Source organism: Clostridium sp. AM42-4 (assembly GCF_003480105.1).
GTDB lineage: Bacteria > Bacillota > Clostridia > Lachnospirales > Lachnospiraceae > Brotaphodocola.
The window spans coordinates 103,317-121,665 of sequence record NZ_QUIK01000009.1 but is presented as its reverse complement, the minus strand read 5'-3'; the positions used below and the strand labels follow the sequence as shown (position 1 = coordinate 121,665).

Here is an 18,349-nt window from a genome sequence, read left to right as displayed (position 1 = left end):
TTGCGGATGAGCCAGGCACGACCGCTAATTCCTTCATCCGATATTCTTAATCCGGCACATGCAGTCCGCTGTGATACGAATAACTCCCAAGCTCATTTAACAACCGGTCCATGCTTTCTCTTGTGGATGGCAGTTCACCAGTCAGATAGGAGTTGATGATGGCATAAACGTCATTGCTTTTATGCAGGCACTGGCGGAACAGATCCGGGAAGGATGCGCGGGAGGCAAGCCTGCGGTCCCAGGGGTTGCACCAGATGTCGTGGTCGATGTTCAGGACTTCACGTGGGTTATTGATCTCGTCAGTGACCAGCTTCTGGGATGCCACCGGATTTTTCAGGACCAGCTTCTCCACGAAGGCAATCTTATTGCGTTTGGATCCCTTTGGGTCTGCCAGGGTCCGGCAGCCGAAGCGCAGAGCGAGAATGGAACGGTGGATCATGGCAGGGGTTACCTGGAAGTTGTTGCTGTAGGTGATGGGATAATACGTCTCATTGATACAGTCGGCAAGGAAACGGGAGATAAACTGAGTTTCCATGCCGTTTAAGCAGATGGTTGCTGCCTGGTTGAACTGGGATGGTTTTTTGTGCTTGTATTTCCACAGGAGTATGGCATCAATGTCATTCTCCAGGGAAGCGTGGCGGCCATGGGCCTGGCTGTTTGGAGACTTGGCATCGTAGCCGATGCGTCCATATACATAAGGGTGGCAGATGGAATCCCCGATGTAGTGATTTAAGTAGCCGCAGAAGTAGGCAAGTCCCTCCTCGCGCTGCTGGCGGGATTTGATTTCGCTTAAGTGACGCAGATAACAGGCAAAGAAATCCTGAATGTGGTGCTCGTGCATGTAGGAGCCGACATTTCGGTAGTCCCGGTGACGCAGGATCGGGATATTATAAAAGAACATATCCGGTCCTTGCAGTCCCAGCTGGTAGAGCCAGCGGTATTTGGCAATGATATATTTTAACTGGTTATTGGGAAGGTCATTGTAGGCCTTCATTCCTAAGATATAATGTGTGGTAAATCCGGGCATAGAAAACCTCGTTTTCTGCGGACATCCGGGGATGGTCCGCGCTGTAATGGATGATTGGGAATGATGGAACAAAAAAGATAAGCGTAAGTGCTTGTAACTGTGAAACTACTGAACAGTTACAAGGGTTCCCTGTAGCTGGATTATAGCACATCTGCCGGGAAAATACGAGTGACAGGATAAAAAGGAAAAACGGAATCTGTTTGGTGACAAATCGAGCACTGTTTGTGCATAAACTGAACAGAAAACGATTCGCCTGGGGATAACCATGCAGCAGCTCATGCAGACACTACACCAGATGGTCTGGGGACCGTGGACCATGGTCTTGTTTTTGGGGACGGGATTGTTTTTTACACTCCGTTCCAGTGGATTTCAGATCCGGGGACTGCCGTATTGGTGGAGACAGACGGTGGGAAAAGTGATTTCCGGAGAAGAAAACGGAAGTAAAGATCCCAGACAAGCTTTTGATAAGAAAATAACTGCCTTCCAGTCCTCCTGTACCGCACTTGCAGCCACCATCGGCACCGGGAACATTGTCGGGGTAGCGACAGCCCTTACGGCGGGCGGCCCGGGCGCAGTATTCTGGCTCTGGGTGTCTGCGCTGATTGGCATGGCAACGGCATATGCAGAAACCAGTCTTGGACAAAAATACCGTTACCGCCTGCCGGATGGCGCATGGCAGTGCGGACCGATGGTCTGTATGGAGCGCGGACTTGGCTGCAAAAGCATGGCATGCCTCTATGCAGCGTTTGCCGTGCTTGCATCTTTTGGCATGGGGAGTATGGTGCAGGCCAATGCGGTCAGTGAGACATTGCGGTATGAGGCTGGCATGAAGCCGGATATCGCAGCTGTCCTGGTTACGGCGCTGACGGCAGCAGTGATCTGGGGCGGGATCCGCAGGATTTCCCGTATGACTTCCTGGTTTATGCCGTTGTCTGCCGGAATCTATGTGCTATTCTCGGTCGTGGTATTAATTTTATGCCGGAACAGCATTGTTCCTGTGCTATTGCAGATCCTGAAACAGGCGTGGACGCCAGGGGCAGCGGGTGGAGGTGTGGCCGGCTTTTTATTTTCCAGAAGTGTGCGTTATGGTATGGCACGGGGCGTCTTTTCGAATGAGGCAGGTCTTGGTACGCTGGCGGTCCTGCACGGCGCGGCGGAGGATACCACGCCGGAGGAGCAGGGAATGTGGGCTATGTTTGAAGTGTTTTTTGATACTATTGTGATCTGTACACTCACAGCTATGGTCATCTTATGTGTGGGCAGGGAATCTCCTCTGGTTTTATACAGGAATCTGGATGGTGCAGCGCTCACGTCCTTCTGTTTTTCGCGGATGCTTGGCAGGTACGGCGGCATCCTGGTTTCCTGCAGTATGGCAGCGTTCGCGTTTGCCACGATCGTGGGCTGGTACTACATTGGGCAGCAGATGTTTTTGTATCTGGCAGAAGGCCTGCACGCGGGAAAAAACGTGGAAAGCCTGTATACCATTCTTTACCTGATCTCGGTGTATCTTGGCTGTGTCAGCCGGTTGGAATTCATCTGGATTTTTTCGGATCTGGTGAATGGACTGATGGCGTATCCGAATCTTTTAACGCTCGGGCTGTTGCACAGTCATGTGACATTTCCGTCTGGGAGCAGGAGAAGAGGAAAATCAGAACCCTTACCTTGACAACGCGGACAAAACAACCTATACTTTATCTCACTTTGTATAAGGTATTTATGCACATAGGTCAGGAACACTTGCTGATGTTTTTGCAGCATATGAACAGCAGCAGGATTGATCTGGTACGGATTCAGATGAGAAAGGAAAAAATTATGTTAATGTACGTCTGGCTGGTCATCGGCTTTGTGCTCCTCATTAAGGGAGCAGATTATTTTGTGGAGGCGAGCTCCTCCATTGCGCGGGTACTGCGGGTGCCAAGTATCATTATCGGCCTTACCATTGTGGCCTTTGGAACCAGTGCGCCGGAGCTGGCTGTCAGCACAACGGCAGCGCTGACCGGCAACAATGAGATCGCGGTGGGAAATGTCATCGGCTCCAACCTGTTTAACCTTCTGGTGGTTCTGGGAACCTGTGGGGTTATCCGCCCGTTTGCAGTACAGCTGCGCTGGGACTATGCGGCGTCTGTGGGAGTGGCAGTGGTATTGTTTTTCATGATCATCCGTGACCACTTTATCAGCCGGCCAGAAGCCATCTTTTTACTGGTGCTGTTTGCAGGCTTTATTGCCCTGACGATCCGCGATGCGCTGGCAAACCGGACTGAGGCAGATGAAGAAATTTCTGTGCTTTCCCCGCTTAGGAGCGTGATCTATATTTTCGGCGGCATTGCAGCGATCGTATGCGGCGGTAATCTGGTGGTCGACAGTGCGAAGGCGATCGCACTTTCCTTTGGCCTTTCCCAGACCCTGGTCGGCCTGACCGTTGTAGCGCTGGGGACTTCCCTGCCAGAGCTGGTTACTTCCGTGGTCGCATCCAGAAAAGGCGAGAATGGGCTGGCTCTTGGAAATGTCATCGGCTCCAACATTTTTAATATCCTGATGGTGCTTGCAGCATCCGCAGCGGTTCATCCGATCGCGGTAACACCATTTGCGGTGATCGACACGGCATGTCTCATTGTAGCAAGTGTGGTTACCTGGTTTTTGTGCCGCAGCAAGCTGCGCATCAGCCGGCTGGAGGGCGCATTCATGCTGTTCATGTATGCGGGATATCTGGTTTATATCTGTGTGAGATAGGAAAATAATACGAAAAAAGCAAGTGCCGGGAAATAGCACTTGCTTTTTGTAGTTAAAAAGGGAGGAGAGCTGATAACTCGTGTTATCAGCTCGAGTATTATGAAAAAAATCTTTTAAGCGTTTTATAAACAACTCGTTCGCTTTTGTTGTTTATGGTTATAGTATAGAGAGAAATCGTGAAGAAATCATGTTGAATCTGTAAAAGGTTTTTGAATGAATTGTGAACGAAATATGAATAACAAAACGGAAAACAAAGAAAAACTACTTGCCATCCAGGAAATTCTGATGCACAATGAATCACATATGGGATTTTTGTTGCTGTTCATGTGTTACATGGGCAGCGATGGATTTTGCCCGCAGCTGTGCAGCTGAGCAGAGGAGCAGATAAGCAGCTGTGCAGCTGCGGATCAGCTGCGGAATCCAGACAGAGAAAGGGGAACAGTAAGTCATGGGAGTGATCCTGATGCGGGCGGCGTGCTTTATTGCGGTCATTGTGCTTGGACATATTTTACGCCGGACTGGTTTTTTTAAGGAAGAGGATTTTCACGTATTATCAAAGATCGTACTAAAGATCACGCTGCCTGCGGCTATCATAAGCAGTGTGAGCGGAAGTAAGATCGCCCCTTCCCTGCTGGTGATCTGCCTGCTTGGATTTGGCGGTGGCGTGCTGTATATGACGGTTTTATATCTGCTAAATCTGCACTCGCCGAAGGAAAAGAGAGCCTTTGAGGTATTAAATATTTCGGGCTATAACATTGGCACCTTTACCATGCCGTTTGCGCAGAGCTTTCTTGGACCTGCCGGAATGCTGGCGACCAGCCTGTTTGATACGGGAAATTCCTTCGTCTGTCTGGGTGGCTCTTACAGCATTGCTTCCATGATCAAGGGTGGCGGGGACCGCTTCTCTATCAAAAAGATCGTATCGACCCTGTTAAGATCGATTCCGTTCGATACTTATCTGCTCATGCTGATTTTGAATCTGCTGCAGATCCATCTGCCGGATGCAGTGACAACCTTCGCCGGGATCCTTGGCAATGCAAACCCGTTCCTTGCCATGCTGATGCTTGGGGTAGGCGTCCGGTTTTCCGGAAGCCGGGAACAGCTTGGAGCTATGGGAAGGATCCTGCTGGTCCGTTATGGAATCGCCGCGGTGCTGTCGGTGGCATTTTTTCATCTGCTTCCGCTGGAGCTGGAATACCGTCAGGCACTGGCTTTTCTGGTATTTAGCCCAATCTCAGCAGCAGTACCGGCTTTTACGGCAGATATCGGAGAAGACTTTGGCCTTTCCAGTGCACTCAATTCCATCTCGGCGCTGATCAGCATTGTCTGTATCGTGACCGTGCTGGTGCTGGTAATGTAGCGTGCAGGAGCATGGTACTTGCAGGAAGCCAATCCGGTGAGATGTGGTGTTGCGAGGTATGAAACTTATAGAAGAAAAAACGTTTGCGAAGGATAGAAGGAGAATACATAGCATGGAAATCAGTGGACATACAAGATTATTATGCCTGATCGGCAGCCCGGTAGCGCATTCCGGTTCTCCGGCGATGTACAATTACAGCTTTGAAAAATTAGGGCTGGATTACCGTTATCTGGCATTTGATATCAAAGAGGATGATACGAAAAAAGCGATCGAGGCTCTGAAAATGATGAATTTTAGGGGCTGCAACATTACCATGCCGGGAAAAACGGTGGCGGCCTCCTGCTGTGATGAGCTTTCCAAGGCGGCAGAGCTGACCGGCGCGGTCAACACCATTGTCAATGAAGATGGAAAGCTGGTGGGGCATATCACCGATGGCACCGGCTGGATCCACAACTGTCTGGAGCATGGCTTCGACATTCACGGAAAGAAGCTGGTGATCGCAGGCTGCGGCGGTGCAGGAACGGCGATCCAGATCGCTGCTGCACTTGGCGGTGCAAAGGATGTTGTGATCCTGGCAAGAAAATCCTCCGTCCGTTATGCAAACGGGGAAGCAACGGTGCAGAAGATCCGGGAGCATGTGCCGGAGTGCCGTGCAGAGATTTTTGACCTGGAGGATGTGGGCGCCGTGCGCCGTGCACTGGCCGGTGCCGACTTGTTCTGCAATGCCACAAAGGTTGGCATGAAACCAATGGATGATCAGAGTGTAATCCCGGATGTCAGCATGCTGCGGCCGGAGCTGGTGGTTTCTGATATTGTATACAATCCGAGAGAGACAAAGCTTTTAAAGGATGCAAAAGCAGCCGGCTGCAAGACAATCCCGGGAATCGGAATGTTGCTATGGCAGGGCGCAGAGGCCTTCCGTTTATATACCGGAAAAGAAATGCCGGTGAAGGAAGTGCAGGAACGCTATTTTGATTCATAAGAAACTGCGTACTATGAATGAAAAGCGCTCCGCCAGGGGCGCAGAATAACAGTTTTTGGAGTGTGGATATGGAACGTTTGGAGCAGTATGATGTAGCAATTGCTGGCGGCGGCACAGCTGGCTGTGCAGCAGCGATTGGTGCGGTCCAGGCTGGCGCGAAAACCGTTCTGATCGAGCGGAATTCTTATCTGGGCGGCGAGGCAACCCATTCCGGAGTCGGGGCTTTCTGTGGATTTACGACCTGCGGGAAGCATCCGGTGCGGGTGGTGGAGGGCGCTGGAAGCTTGGTCCTGGAAGCATTAAAAGAGCTTGGTGCACCGGCCCAGAACCGCCTTTCTGCTTCCGGCAACTGGAACATTTCTTTTGAGCCGGAGTATTTAAAATGTGCGCTGGATGCGCTTCTTGACAGACTCCATGTGGAAGTATTGCTTCATGCCCAGCTGGCCGGTGCAGACGTAGAAGAAAATCAGATCTGCCGGATCCGCTGTATGGACGATGAGGGCGTGTTTACTGTCCAGGCAAAGACATTTGTCGATGCATCCGGCGATGCGAACCTGGCCCGCCTGGCTGGTGCCAGGGTAAAGTGGGGCGGTCTGGACGGACATGTCCAGGCGGCATCTCTCCCGTTCCGCTTAAGTGGAGTGGATATTACAAAGGATATGTCTCCGGCTGCGGTAGGACGCGCAGTTGAGCTGGCAAGGGCAGACGGCATGAAGCATCTTGTGCGGGAAAGCGGTTTTTTGCTGACCCGCGAAGGCTCAGATGTGGTCTGTGCACTGATCCCGAGTGTAATGCCAACGGGCTTATCTGCCCGGGAACTGACACGGATGGAGAAGGAGCTGAGAAAGCAGGCAGTCAGCTATGCGGCGGCCATGAAGCGCTATATGCCGGGCATGGAGCATAGCGAGCTGGTCATGACCGGACCTTCCATTGGCTTTCGGGAGACCAGAAAGCTGGTGGGAAGGACCATGCTGACCGGAGAGGATGTGCTTTCCGGCCGCAAACGGCCAGACGGGATCGCGCGCGGTGGCTGGAAGCCGGAGATCCATAAGGATATCAGCCAGATGGCTACCTATCTGGAGGTGAAAGAGGGAAACTGGTTTGACATTCCTCTGGGAGCACTCCAGTCGGAAACGCTTGAGAATCTGTACGGTGCCGGACGGATGATCTGGGCAGACGATACCGCTTTTGCCGCAGTGCGCGTCATGGGGACATGCTTTGCAACCGGACATGCAGCCGGTGTGGCTGCGGCACTTCAAGCGAAGGACCGTGCGGCTGCGGAGCTTCGGGCAAAGGAGCATGTGGCTGCGGCATTGCAGACAGCGGACAGCATGGCTGCGCCACTTCAGGCGAAGACTGCTGAGGCGGATTTTGCCGGTGCAGTCCGGAGGGAGCTGCTTAAGCAAGGGGCATTGATATAAGGTTACTGGGTACACACGCGTAATCTGTATCGATATAAAAATGACAGGATGAGAAAGGACTTGAAGAAGATGAAACGAAATGCAGGATATTTATTTCTGGTGATCACATTTTTTTGCTGGGGCAGTATTTATATTGTAAGTAAGTATGCGCTGGCGGTGATGGGACCTGTAACGGTTGGCCTGTGCCGGTATGCGGTATCGGTATTGTGCCTTTATGGGATTTTAAAGCTGAAGGGCGGAGCGAGAAAGGTAAAACGGGAGCATTGGAAATATCTGCTGGTCTTAGGCGGACTTGGATATTTTCTTTCTATCATATTGCAGCTTGGCGGAACAGCGCTCTTATCCGGCTCTATGGCATCCCTGATCAACTCCTTAAACCCGGTGGTGATCTCAGTTATGGCGGCACTGTTCTTAAAGGAGAAGATTACCTGGAAAAATGTAGTCAGCATTGTGGTGTCCCTGATCGGTGTTTATATCATTCTGGGAAAAGGCAGCATGGAAATCAATATGATGGGTGTTTTGTGTTCCATTGGTTCTGTGATCCTGTGGTCCGCTGCTTCGGTATCCATCCGCAAGATTTCCGGATATTATGATCCGGTGCAGACTGCGCTTTACGGCATGGCGATCGCACTGGTATTTAACATTCCGGCGGCCGTGATCGAGAACGTGTTTGTGACGAGAAGCCATCCGACGGCGGTAGCGCTCGGTGCCTGCCTGTTTGTGGCAGTGTTTGGAACCGCGGTGGCGCACACCTGCTGGAATAAGAGCCTGCAGCTCTTAAATGCCAGCACCTGCTCCATGTTTTACCCGTTGCAGCCGCTGGTATCTGCAGTCATGGGCGTGCTGCTTTTGCATGAGGTGATCACGCCATCTTTCGTAATCGGTGCTGTTTTGATCTGCGCGGGTGTGGTAGTAACCTTCCTGCCGTCTAAGGCAAAGTAACCTATTCTGCCTGAAAACGGAAAAGAAATACGTTTTTTGCAGGAAACAGTGACAGATTTGTGTCTGCTTTTGTCGGGTTTCGCATAGACAGACCCGGACAAAACGATTGCGTAAAAACAGAACTACTGCTATAATTGCATATAAGAAAAAAGATAACTGTTCAGTAGGTCTGCGCATTTACGAAAAACGTAATTGCATGGTTTCACAAACAGCAGTTACAAGAGTAAGATTCCGGGCCTCCGGGGGAGCAAAGCAGCTTTCCCTTATGTCCGAAATTGTGTTACAGGAAGTTGTGAGCATCTGCGGACAGTTACGATAAATGTTACAAGCGGAGGACATGATGGAGATGGCACAGGAAAGCAGACAACCCGGCTGCAACATTTTTCTGATCGGGTTTATGGGAGCAGGAAAGAGCACCATTGCGGCAGAGCTGAAGCGCCAGCTGGATCTGGAACTGGTGGAGATGGACCAGAAAATTGAAGAAGAACAGGGCATGGCGATCACGGAAATTTTTTCCAGATACGGGGAAAATCATTTCCGGCGTCTGGAAACGGAAATGCTGGCCGGACTGCAGGGAAAAGCAAACACAGTCATTTCCTGCGGAGGCGGCATTGTAGTACGGCCGGAAAACCAGGAGCTTATGAAAAAGAGCGGAAAGGTGGTCCTTCTGACGGCATCTCCCGCGACCGTTTATGAGCGGGTCAAGGACAGCAGTGACCGTCCGGTCTTAAATGGCCACATGAATGTGGAATACATTGCAAGTCTGCAGGAAAAGCGCCGGGTACTCTATGAGGCAGCAGCCGACATTGTGGTGGCGACCGATCATAAAACTCCGGAGGAAATCTGTGCGGAGATCGAACGTGCACTTGTGTAGCGTAATATAAAATACAAATTGCTCACAGAAAAAGGGGGATTTGGTTATGGGCCTATTTGGAAGAAAGAAACAAAATACAGAAAGTAAAGCAGAGCCGATGGAAAAAACGGTTGCTGCAGAACCGCTTGCAGAAGCCTCGGACCTGGGCGACACCGGTCTTGGTGGCGACCGCATGGTCTGCCGTCACCAGCTGGAGCGTGCATTGACCGGCGAGGGACAGGGCGTAGTCATGAAGTTTTATATCGAGAACTTCAAGCGCATGAATGAGCTGTTTGGTTTTGCCTATTGTGAAGAACTCTTAAAAGAGATTCTGGAATATCTGAAGGAAGAAACCGGGTGCATTGTGTACCGGTATGTAGGCGTGGAATTCATCACGATTTTAAAGGGCCGGACACAGGGACAGGCAGTGCGCCTGGCAGAAGAAATCCTGGACCGCTTTTCCCAGAGCTGGAAGATCGACGGAATAGACTGTATGTGTTCCTGCCAGATCGGACTTTGCTCTTACCCGGGTTATGCGGAGGGTGCAGACCAGCTGTTAAAATATCTTGATCTGGCAGTCAGCAAGGCAGCAGAGACCGGCATCAACCAGTATGCGGTCTATGACAGTAAGCTGCATGCCACCTATCTGCGCAAGCAGGCCATTGCCAGATATATCAGCACAGCGCTGGAAAACCATGAGCTGGAGATCCGGTTCCGGCCGACTTACAATACAAAAGAAGGATGTTTTGTCCGTGCGGAATATTACATGCGCATGTTTGTGAAGGATATCGGCATGGTCGGAAGTGCTGAGTTTGTGCCGATCGCCGAGGATACCGGCCAGATCAGCAGTGTGGAATATTACGCGCTGGAGCGTGTGGCACAGGAAATCGCAGAGCTGGAGCGAAAGGGTGTGGAATACGAATCCATAGCGGTTCCGGTTTCCCCGGTCCTGATCATCCAGGAAAATTTCGTAGACACGGTTCAGAGCATGATCCAGAAATACCAGATTCCGTCCGGAAAGCTGGCGGTGGAGATCGATGAATACGCGCTTACCACCTCTCCAGTCATCATCGAGATCGTGATGCAGCAGTTAAAGGAGCTGGGCGTGGAGCTGATCTTAAATAACTTTGGTTCCGGCTACTCCGGTATCAGCAAGATCCTGGAGCTTCCGGTCGATACCTTAAAGTTCGAGCGTATGTTTATGTGGGAGCTTGAGACCAACCCGAAGTCCGAGCCGATCGTAGAATGCCTGATCAAGGCTTCGGACAAGCTTGGCAAGCGCCTGATCGCGGAGGGTGTGGAGACACAGCGCCAGTTAGATATTCTCGAAAAATTCGGATGTATCTACCAGCAGGGCTTTTATTATTCCCCGACGATCCCGCAGGAGCTGCTCGCAAGCGTGCTTGGAAAGTCCATGGAAGAGACAAAGGCAGTGCTGGACCAGGAGCGCGAGAAATTGAAACGGTAGAGAATAACCATTTAAGTATATGACAAGGGCCGTGCGAGTTGCCAAAAGGCAACTCACACGGCCCTATTAAAGTTTACCGGCATAAAAACCAGAAGATATTGTAGCCGTCCTTACAGTTCACGCCGTAAGGCATATCGTGCGCCTTTAAGATCGTGCTGACAATAGAAAGTCCGATTCCGGTCCCAAGGTGGCGGCCGCTCTGGTGCTGGCTGCGCTGGTAGCGCTCCCAGATGATCTTCCGGTCTTCCTCAGGAATCGGCTCCCCCGGATTGATCACTTCGACCAGGCAGAAATCCTGATCGGTCTGCAGAGCAGTCACAGGACTGGAAAGCGGAACCTGTGATTTTGGCACCAGCCGGATGAAAATTTCCCGGTTTTCCGGCGTGTGGTTGATGGCATTGTTTAAGAGATTGCGCATCACCTGGCTCATTTTCAAGGCATCGACTTCGAAGTTTAATTCTGCTTCCGGTGCCTGAAGCGTCAGGGTGATGTGGTGCTCAGCGGCGGCCTGGCGGCAGCGGGTGAGCTCTGCATTGACGATATCTTTTAAGTCATACCAGTCTTTTTTCAGCTTGCTGTAGCCTGCTGAAAACTGGGAGTAGTCGAGAATATCGGTTACCATCTCACTCATGCGGTTGGATTCGCTGATGATCAGGTTTAAGTTTTCGCTGCGCATAGCCTCGTCCTTCCAGGTGATGTCGCGCACCATCTCGGCATAGCCGGTGATGAGGGCGAGCGGCGAGCGGAGCTCATGGGAGACATTGGCGATGACCTCCCGGCGCAGCACATCCAGCCGCTGCAGTGCTTTGCCGAGCTTGCCAACGGACTGCGAAAGCTGTCCTAATTCATCCTGCCGGTCCAGGTCCGGTCCAATGTCAAACTCATTCTGCGTCAGCTTATCGACCGATTCCTTGATCTGAAAGATCGGACGGGTAAACTGTTTTGATAAAACTGCGGCAAGCACGGAAGCAATGCCGGTTAGGAGAATGCTTAAGACGATGAGCTGAGAGCGGTTTAAGTTTAACACCGTCCGGGTCATAAGGGCATTGCGTAAAATGAGGTAATTGCGTTCGCCGTGGTAAGTGACCGGAAATCCCAGCTCATAGCCGATGATCTGTCCGTGCATTTTTTCGATATGCTTGTAAGGGCGGCCTGCTATTAGTTCTTCCAGCCCGGAGTTCTTGCTGAGAAGCCTGGGCGATTTTAATTTTGTTTCCCATTCCTGCGGCTGCACCAGGTGGCCGGAGGAATACATTTTTACAAGTGTGCCATCTGTGGAGGTTAAAAGCAGATCACCACCCGCATTGATGTGACTGATAAAGGATAAAAACTTTTCATCTTCTCCGATGTCGCGGCAGCGCAGGTCCTCCATAATCGGAGACAGCTGGTTCAACACCTCATTGACAGAGGCATTGGCATAGTTCTGCTCAAAAAGAAAAATCTGTACTACCCACATAAAGCCGATCCCGAACATGACAGGGATCATCATAAAAGCCCAGAGCCGGAAGACCATCCGGTTTTTCAGGGCCGCAAATCTAGTTTTTATCTGGTTCTTCAAATTTATACCCCACTCCCCATACAGTCTGGATCAGCTTCCGGTAGGCACCAATGTGCTCGCGTAAGGATTTGATGTGCGTGTCTACGGTGCGCCCATCCCCGCAGTACTGGTATCCCCAGACGCTTTCCAGCAGCTGGTCGCGGCTTAAGACAATGTGTTTGTTTTGTGCCAGCTTTAAGAGCAGATCGAACTCTTTTGGCGGAAGACTCACGCGTTGCCCGTCTATCGTAACCATGTGGGAGTCTGGAAAGATGGAAAGCCCGCCAAAGGAAATCTCCTGCAGGGCGGGAGTTTCCGTGCGCGTCTGGGTGCGGCGGAGCACAGCACCGATGCGTGCCATGAGCTCTTTTGGGCTGAATGGTTTGGCAACATAGTCATCGACACCAAGCTGGAAGCCATTTAGTTTATCGTATTCTTCGTCCCGTGCGGTCAGCATGATGACCGGCACCTGGCTGAAGCGGCGGATCGCTTCCAGGGTTTCAAAGCCATCCGGTCCCGGCATCATAACATCTAAGAGCATAAGATCATACGGATTCTGTTTCAGTGCGGTGACAGCGGCGGCACCATCAGAGGCCTCGGTGCAGTCGTAGCCTTCCAGTTCTGCGTAAGTACGCACCAGACGGCGCAGGTGCGGATCATCGTCGGTAATGAGGATATGCGGCATAAAAATTCCCCTTTCTTTTTCCATTCAAGGTTTGCCAGACAGGACTGGAAACAGTGAATGGCTTTTCTTCTTCTCGTTCTCGTGACTGCGTCACTCGATTGCCTCATTGTTCGCCATGATCGTGCAAGTACGTTCCTGGCTCTCTTGCGCTCGTTCTCGTGACTGCGTCACTCGATTGCCTCGCCGTTCGCCATGATCGTGCAAGCACGTTCCTGGCTCTCTTGCGCTCGTTATATTATAGCATTTTTCCGGGGCGTCTGAAATATTCCTCACAGAAATATGCGGAATTTCTCACATTTTTCTCACATTTGTTTTTTAGGATGTTTAACATGTCAGAGAATGGAAATACGCAGTATGCAGATGCAATCTTGGGATGGACACGGAAAGGAGAACGCACATGGGACAGAAATCTTCGGCCAGACCGCCGGATGGCAAAATTTTAAAAAAAGAAGTTCTGGGATATGCCGGAATCTGTCTGGTGCTTCTCCTGTTTCTTGGGGCAGGTGGAATGCTTAGCCGGACGTTCCCGGTACGGGCCCTGGTAAACGCTTTGATTTATTTGCTTGTCGGCGGCCTTGGTATGTCAGTGTGGATTTCCTGCTTTCGCCCGGGGGTAGAACGGTCGGAATTTTTCAGGACCTTCCGCTGGCTGTATCATCCGGGAATCTGGATGTTAGCGGCAGCTTCTTTTCTGGAAGAAAGCGACATCCTTTCGGAACCGATTGCCGGGAATCTGCATCTGGCATATATTGCGGGATGGACCTTTCTGGTAGCCGGAGCTATTGTGCTGGCCGTGATATTGTGGGAAGGGAAAACCTAGAAATTCGAAAACAGCTGCAAAATAGATCGGAAACGAAACATGGAACATAAAAAAGAAAACGGTGAAGGAGTGTAGTGCATCATGATGAGTAAAAAGAAAAAGATCGTGGCAGGAGCAGGCGCAGCGGTGATCATCCTGGCGGGCGCAGCATTTTTCCTGGGCAGCAGAGGCAGCGCAGGTACAGGCGGGCATGGAGGTCCCGGCGGCATGGGAAGCCCCGGCGGAATGCAGCAGGAATCGAACGTAACCGTCGTCAATGCGGCAAATCCAACGACCGGTGACGTATCGGTCACCTCCAGTCTGACGGGTACTGTGGAAGCGGCTGATGTTGTTTATGTTTATGCCAAGGCAGGCGGCGATGTAACGGCAGTGAATGTGAAGGCTGGTGACATCGTCAGTCAGGGGCAGGTGCTGATGGAAATTAACACAGAGCAGGTGGAATCTGCAAAAAACAACATGGATTCCGCACAGGTCAATCTTTCCCAGGCACAGAGCAATTTAAACAGAATGCAGATCTTATATGGCAGCGGCGATCTGTCCGACCAGGAATATGAGCAGTACCAGAATAATTTGAAATCTGCCGAGCTTCAGTATGAATCGGCAAAGCTGCAGTATGAGAAACAGGTGGAATACAGCACCATCAGCGCACCGATCGCAGGACGCGTGGAGAGCGTCGATGTGGATGTGTATGACCGTGTAAACCAGTCTGCGCAGCTTTGCGTTATCGCAGGGGAAGGTCAAAACAGCATTACTTTTTATGTGACCCAGCGCATGATGCAGAACTTAAAGACTGGTGATGAACTGGAAATTTCCAAGAATGGAACTACTTATACCGGAAACATCACCGAGATCAGCAACATGGTTGATGCTTCCACCGGACTTTTTAAGGTGAAGGGCGATATGACTGGAAGCGATGAGATCGCCATCGGCAGTACTGTGAAGATTGAACTGGTGACCGAGCGTGCAGAAAATGCAATGCTGGTTCCGGTTGATGCAATCTATTACAGCGGCGGGAACGCGTATGTGTATCTGTATGAAGACGGCAAAGCGAAGATGACTTCCGTTGAGGTTGGCATTTACGATTCCGAGAATGCGCAGATCCTTTCTGGCCTGAACGCAGACGATATGGTAGTCAGCACCTGGAGTTCCAACCTGTATGAGGGTGCGGATATCCGTTTGAAATCAGAGGTAGAAGCTTCTGGTGCAGCAGGCGGCGCTCCGGCAGAGGCAGGAAACGCAGATGGCCAGAAGCCGGGAGCAGCAGATGCAGGCAAAGACGGTCAGAAGCCGGGAGCAGCAGAAACAGGTGGTGAGAAACAGGATGCAGAGGCAGCACCGGCTGACCAGGACGGCCAGAATCCGGAGCAGGCAGGGAACGCAGGCAGTGAGAACCAGGCCGCAGCACCTGCAAACGGAAACAGTCAGGGCGGCGCACCGAAAGCACAGTAAGGAGGCAGACGTAAATGGGAGTTACTAAATTTGTACTGAAGCGTCCGGTCACAGTCCTGATGGCGCTCTTATGCCTGATCGTGTTCGGTATTTCTTCTGTATTTAATGCAACTCTGGAGCAGATGCCGGATATGGACCAGCCGATGATGATCATTATGGCAAACTATTCCGGCGCCAGCCCGGAGGATATGGATGAACTGGTCACGCAGCTCATTGAGGACCAGGTCAGCATGCTCGAGGGTGTTAAGAGCATGAGTTCCACCACCAGTGAGGGCCGTTCCATGATCATGCTGGAGTATGATTACGACACGGATATGGATGAAGCCTACAGCGACCTGACCAAGAGCTTAAACAGCATCCGGGATCTGCCGGATGACGTAGAGCCGACCGTCATGGAGATGAACAACAACGCGCAGGCCAGCATTATGCTTACCGTTGCAAACCCGTCCCAGGAAAATCTCTATGATTATGTAGACCAGAAAATCGTGCCGGAGCTGGAAAAACTGACAACGGTGGCAGAGGTATCCACCATGGGTGGTTCCTCCGAGTACATAAAAATCGAGCTGATGTCCGATATGATGGACCAGTATAACGTCAGCATCAGCGACATCAAGTCCGCAATGTCCGCGGCAAACTTGTCCTACCCGTCCGGAAGCGCAGAGTCCGGCAATCTGGATTTATCCGTTTCCACGTTAACGGAGCACGATACGCTGGATGAGCTTTTAGAAATGCCGATCACTGTATCCGGCAATAAGATTGTTTACCTCGAGGATATTGCCGTGGTTTCCTATGCAGAGGAGCAGAAGGGCGGCGTATCCCGCTATAATGGCGAGGAGACCATTTCCATTTCCTTAACCAAGCAGCAGAGCAGCACGGCCATGGATCTTTCTAAACAGGTTAAGCAGGTCATCAAAAGCCTGGAGGGTGATGATGAGAACCTGACCATTACCGTGGCGCGAGATGAGGCGGATTCCATCCTGGATTCTCTTAAGGATGTGGCAGAGACCATGGTTATGGCGGTTGTCATTTCCATGATCATCATCTTCCTGTTCTTCGGCGATTTCAAGGCATCCCTGATCGTCGGAAGTTCCATTCCGACTTCCATTCTGTTGTCCCTGATCGTTATGACGCGGGCCGGATTTACTTTGAACATCATTACCATGAGCGGACTGGTTCTTGGTGTCGGCATGATGGTCGATAACTCCATCGTTGTGCTGGAGAGCTGTTTCAGAGCCATGGATAAGCAGGAAGACAAAGGAGCGCTTGGTTATGCAAAGGCGGCGTTGGAAGGAACGAACATCGTGGTATCGTCCATCGTAGGTTCCACGGTTACCACCTGTGTTGTATTTATTCCGCTAGTATTCTTAAATGGTATGAGCGGTCAGATGTTCGGCGCCATGGGATACACGATCGTATTTTGTATGTGTGCATCCCTGCTGTCTGCGATCGCGATCGTACCGCTGTGCTACATGATGTATAAGCCGAAAGAACGCACTTCTGCTCCGGCTTCCCGACCGCTGGCTTTCCTGCAGGATGGCTATCGGAAGCTGATGCCGGTACTGTTAAACCATAAAGCAATCGTGATGCTTACATCGGTCGGCATCATCGTTGCCACTGTATTTTTGGCAAGTGGCATGCAGACTGAGCTGATGACGGCTGACGATACCGGTACGGTCAGAGTCAGCATTGAGACCCGGCCGGGACTGATCACCGAGCAGGCCGATGCGATCCTTGCACAGGCTGAGGCAATTGTTGCAGCCCATGAGGATGTGGATTCCTACATGCTACGTTACAATAATGATGAGGGTACCATCACTGCTTACTTAAAGGATGACCGGAAGATGTCCACCGATGACGTTGTAAGCCAGTGGGAAGATGAGATGGCAGACCTGGAAAACTGTAGCATTACCGTAGAGGCATCCACCTCCATGAGCATGATGGGACGGTCCCGCGGCTACGAGGTCATCTTGAAGGGAACCCAGTACGATGAGCTTCAGGAGGTCAGCAATGAGATCGTAAGCGAGCTGATTGCAAGAGACGATGTGAAGAATGTCCACTCCAGTATTGAAAACACGGCACCGGTTGTCGCAGTAAAGGTAGATCCGGTCACTGCCTCTGCGGAAGGACTGACTGCAGCGCAGATCGGTACTATGGTGAAGCAGATGCTGGACGGCGAAGAAGTCACTACCTTAAAAGTCGACGGACAGGAGATCAGCGTCAAGGCAGAGTATCCAGAGGACCAGTATAAGACCGTGCCGCAGTTAGAGCGCATGATTTTAAAGAAGCCGTCCGGCGGTTATGTGGCATTGTCTGATGTCGCTGAGATCTACTACAAGGACAGCCCATCCTCCATCGAGAAAGAAGATAAGTCCTACCAGATCACGATCAGCGCAGATTATGTAGATAATGCTTCCAGCGCTGCCGTGAAGACCCAGATCGATAATGAGGTCATCAGCCCGAACTTAACCGGAACCATTACCCGCGGTACCAACTCCAGAGACCGTATGATGCAGGAGGAATTCTCAGGACTGTACAATGCGATCGCGGTAGCAGTATTCCTGATCTTCGTAGTTATGTCCGCGCAGTTTGAGTCCCCGAAGTTCTCTTTCATGGTCATGACGACGATCCCGTTCAGCCTGGTTGGTTCCTTTGGACTTCTGAAGCTGACCGGAGTCAGCATGTCCATGACTTCCATCCTGGGATTTTTGATCCTGGTTGGTACCGTCGTAAACAATGGTATTCTGTATGTCGATACCGTGAACCAGTACCGTATGGAGATGCCGCTGAAAAAAGCACTGATCGAGGCAGGTGCGACCCGTATGCGCCCGATCATGATGACGAGCTTAACGACCATTCTTTCCATGCTGCCGATGGCCATGGCATTCGGAAGCAGCGGTTCTACCACCCAGGGTCTTGCGGTGGTAAACATCGGTGGTCTGACTGTTGGTGTTGCAGTGGCACTGTTCATCCTGCCGGTTTACTACGCACTGATGAACGGAAAGAAAGAGCTGAAGGTGCTGGATATTTAGGATTAGATCGTTGAAAATAGATTCGTGACTATGTACAGAATAGTTG

Annotated in this window: 14 protein-coding genes; 11 read left to right on the top strand and 3 right to left on the bottom strand. The window is 51.3% G+C overall.

The features are described from left to right. Positions 1–46 precede the first annotated feature (46 nt). On the bottom strand, positions 47–1,027 hold the full coding sequence (locus tag DW922_RS09125; RefSeq protein ID WP_118718744.1) for a zinc dependent phospholipase C family protein: 981 nt from the start codon (positions 1,025–1,027) through the stop codon (positions 47–49). Positions 1,028–1,292: 265 nt separating this feature from the next. Between DW922_RS09125 and DW922_RS09120 the strand changes: the two genes are divergently transcribed. The 8 genes from DW922_RS09120 to DW922_RS09085 all read left to right on the top strand — a co-directional run bounded on the left by DW922_RS09120 (position 1,293) and on the right by DW922_RS09085 (position 10,783). Further along, positions 1,293–2,693 (top strand): amino acid carrier protein, encoded by a 1,401-nt coding sequence (locus DW922_RS09120; protein WP_118726414.1) that lies wholly within the window; start codon positions 1,293–1,295, stop codon positions 2,691–2,693. 146 nt (positions 2,694–2,839) lie between these two features. After that, positions 2,840–3,757, top strand: a complete 918-nt coding sequence (locus DW922_RS09115; protein ID WP_118726433.1) for a calcium/sodium antiporter — start codon at positions 2,840–2,842, stop codon at positions 3,755–3,757. A 448-nt stretch (positions 3,758–4,205) separates the two neighbouring features. Beyond that, positions 4,206–5,117 carry an AEC family transporter gene (locus DW922_RS09110; RefSeq protein ID WP_118726413.1) on the top strand — a complete coding sequence of 304 codons (912 nt, stop codon included), beginning with the start codon at positions 4,206–4,208 and terminating at the stop codon, positions 5,115–5,117. Positions 5,118–5,229: 112 nt separating this feature from the next. After that, the gene (locus DW922_RS09105) at positions 5,230–6,099 is read left to right on the top strand and encodes a shikimate dehydrogenase (RefSeq protein ID WP_118726412.1); all 870 of its coding nucleotides are present in this window, start codon (positions 5,230–5,232) and stop codon (positions 6,097–6,099) included. A 68-nt stretch (positions 6,100–6,167) separates the two neighbouring features. Then, the gene (locus DW922_RS09100; protein WP_118726411.1) at positions 6,168–7,520 is read left to right on the top strand and encodes an FAD-dependent oxidoreductase; all 1,353 of its coding nucleotides are present in this window, start codon (positions 6,168–6,170) and stop codon (positions 7,518–7,520) included. Between the two features lie 69 nt (positions 7,521–7,589). Further along, entirely contained in the window at positions 7,590–8,462 is an 873-nt protein-coding gene (locus tag DW922_RS09095) for a DMT family transporter (RefSeq protein ID WP_118726432.1), read from the top strand. A gap of 337 nt (positions 8,463–8,799) precedes the next feature. Next, on the top strand, positions 8,800–9,336 hold the full coding sequence (locus DW922_RS09090; RefSeq protein ID WP_347560291.1) for a shikimate kinase: 537 nt from the start codon (positions 8,800–8,802) through the stop codon (positions 9,334–9,336). A gap of 46 nt (positions 9,337–9,382) precedes the next feature. Then, a complete protein-coding gene (locus DW922_RS09085; RefSeq protein ID WP_118726409.1) occupies positions 9,383–10,783 on the top strand; it encodes a phosphodiesterase in 1,401 nt (466 codons plus the stop codon). A 73-nt stretch (positions 10,784–10,856) separates the two neighbouring features. Here the strand turns inward: DW922_RS09085 and DW922_RS09080 are convergent, their stop codons facing one another. Together DW922_RS09080 and DW922_RS09075 are read right to left on the bottom strand one after the other, a co-directional pair. Further along, a complete protein-coding gene (locus DW922_RS09080) occupies positions 10,857–12,341 on the bottom strand; it encodes a HAMP domain-containing sensor histidine kinase (protein WP_118726408.1) in 1,485 nt (494 codons plus the stop codon). Beyond that, positions 12,319–13,005 (bottom strand): response regulator transcription factor, encoded by a 687-nt coding sequence (locus DW922_RS09075; protein ID WP_118726407.1) that lies wholly within the window; start codon positions 13,003–13,005, stop codon positions 12,319–12,321. Before DW922_RS09075 ends, DW922_RS09080 begins: the two co-directional genes overlap by 23 nt. A 397-nt stretch (positions 13,006–13,402) precedes the next feature. Between DW922_RS09075 and DW922_RS09070 the strand changes: the two genes are divergently transcribed. The 3 genes from DW922_RS09070 to DW922_RS09060 all read left to right on the top strand — a co-directional run bounded on the left by DW922_RS09070 (position 13,403) and on the right by DW922_RS09060 (position 18,303). Then, the gene (locus tag DW922_RS09070) at positions 13,403–13,825 is read left to right on the top strand and encodes a hypothetical protein (protein ID WP_118726406.1); all 423 of its coding nucleotides are present in this window, start codon (positions 13,403–13,405) and stop codon (positions 13,823–13,825) included. A gap of 81 nt (positions 13,826–13,906) precedes the next feature. Next, positions 13,907–15,274: an efflux RND transporter periplasmic adaptor subunit gene (locus DW922_RS09065; protein ID WP_347560290.1), complete on the top strand. Its 1,368-nt coding sequence runs from the start codon at positions 13,907–13,909 to the stop codon at positions 15,272–15,274. 14 nt (positions 15,275–15,288) lie between these two features. Beyond that, positions 15,289–18,303 carry an efflux RND transporter permease subunit gene (locus DW922_RS09060; protein WP_118726405.1) on the top strand — a complete coding sequence of 1,005 codons (3,015 nt, stop codon included), beginning with the start codon at positions 15,289–15,291 and terminating at the stop codon, positions 18,301–18,303. Positions 18,304–18,349: the final 46 nt, after the last annotated feature.

What these genes read in the sequence shown, in the direction of transcription:
- DW922_RS09125 (WP_118718744.1), bottom strand. Translation starts at nt 1,027, where the DNA reads ATGCCCGGATTTACCACACATTATATCTTAGGAATGAAGGCCTACAAT.
- DW922_RS09120 (WP_118726414.1), top strand. Translation starts at nt 1,293, where the DNA reads ATGCAGCAGCTCATGCAGACACTACACCAGATGGTCTGGGGACCGTGG.
- DW922_RS09115 (WP_118726433.1), top strand. Translation starts at nt 2,840, where the DNA reads ATGTTAATGTACGTCTGGCTGGTCATCGGCTTTGTGCTCCTCATTAAG.
- DW922_RS09110 (WP_118726413.1), top strand. Translation starts at nt 4,206, where the DNA reads ATGGGAGTGATCCTGATGCGGGCGGCGTGCTTTATTGCGGTCATTGTG.
- DW922_RS09105 (WP_118726412.1), top strand. Translation starts at nt 5,230, where the DNA reads ATGGAAATCAGTGGACATACAAGATTATTATGCCTGATCGGCAGCCCG.
- DW922_RS09100 (WP_118726411.1), top strand. Translation starts at nt 6,168, where the DNA reads ATGGAACGTTTGGAGCAGTATGATGTAGCAATTGCTGGCGGCGGCACA.
- DW922_RS09095 (WP_118726432.1), top strand. Translation starts at nt 7,590, where the DNA reads ATGAAACGAAATGCAGGATATTTATTTCTGGTGATCACATTTTTTTGC.
- DW922_RS09090 (WP_347560291.1), top strand. Translation starts at nt 8,800, where the DNA reads ATGATGGAGATGGCACAGGAAAGCAGACAACCCGGCTGCAACATTTTT.
- DW922_RS09085 (WP_118726409.1), top strand. Translation starts at nt 9,383, where the DNA reads ATGGGCCTATTTGGAAGAAAGAAACAAAATACAGAAAGTAAAGCAGAG.
- DW922_RS09075 (WP_118726407.1), bottom strand. Translation starts at nt 13,005, where the DNA reads ATGCCGCATATCCTCATTACCGACGATGATCCGCACCTGCGCCGTCTG.
- DW922_RS09070 (WP_118726406.1), top strand. Translation starts at nt 13,403, where the DNA reads ATGGGACAGAAATCTTCGGCCAGACCGCCGGATGGCAAAATTTTAAAA.
- DW922_RS09065 (WP_347560290.1), top strand. Translation starts at nt 13,907, where the DNA reads ATGATGAGTAAAAAGAAAAAGATCGTGGCAGGAGCAGGCGCAGCGGTG.
- DW922_RS09060 (WP_118726405.1), top strand. Translation starts at nt 15,289, where the DNA reads ATGGGAGTTACTAAATTTGTACTGAAGCGTCCGGTCACAGTCCTGATG.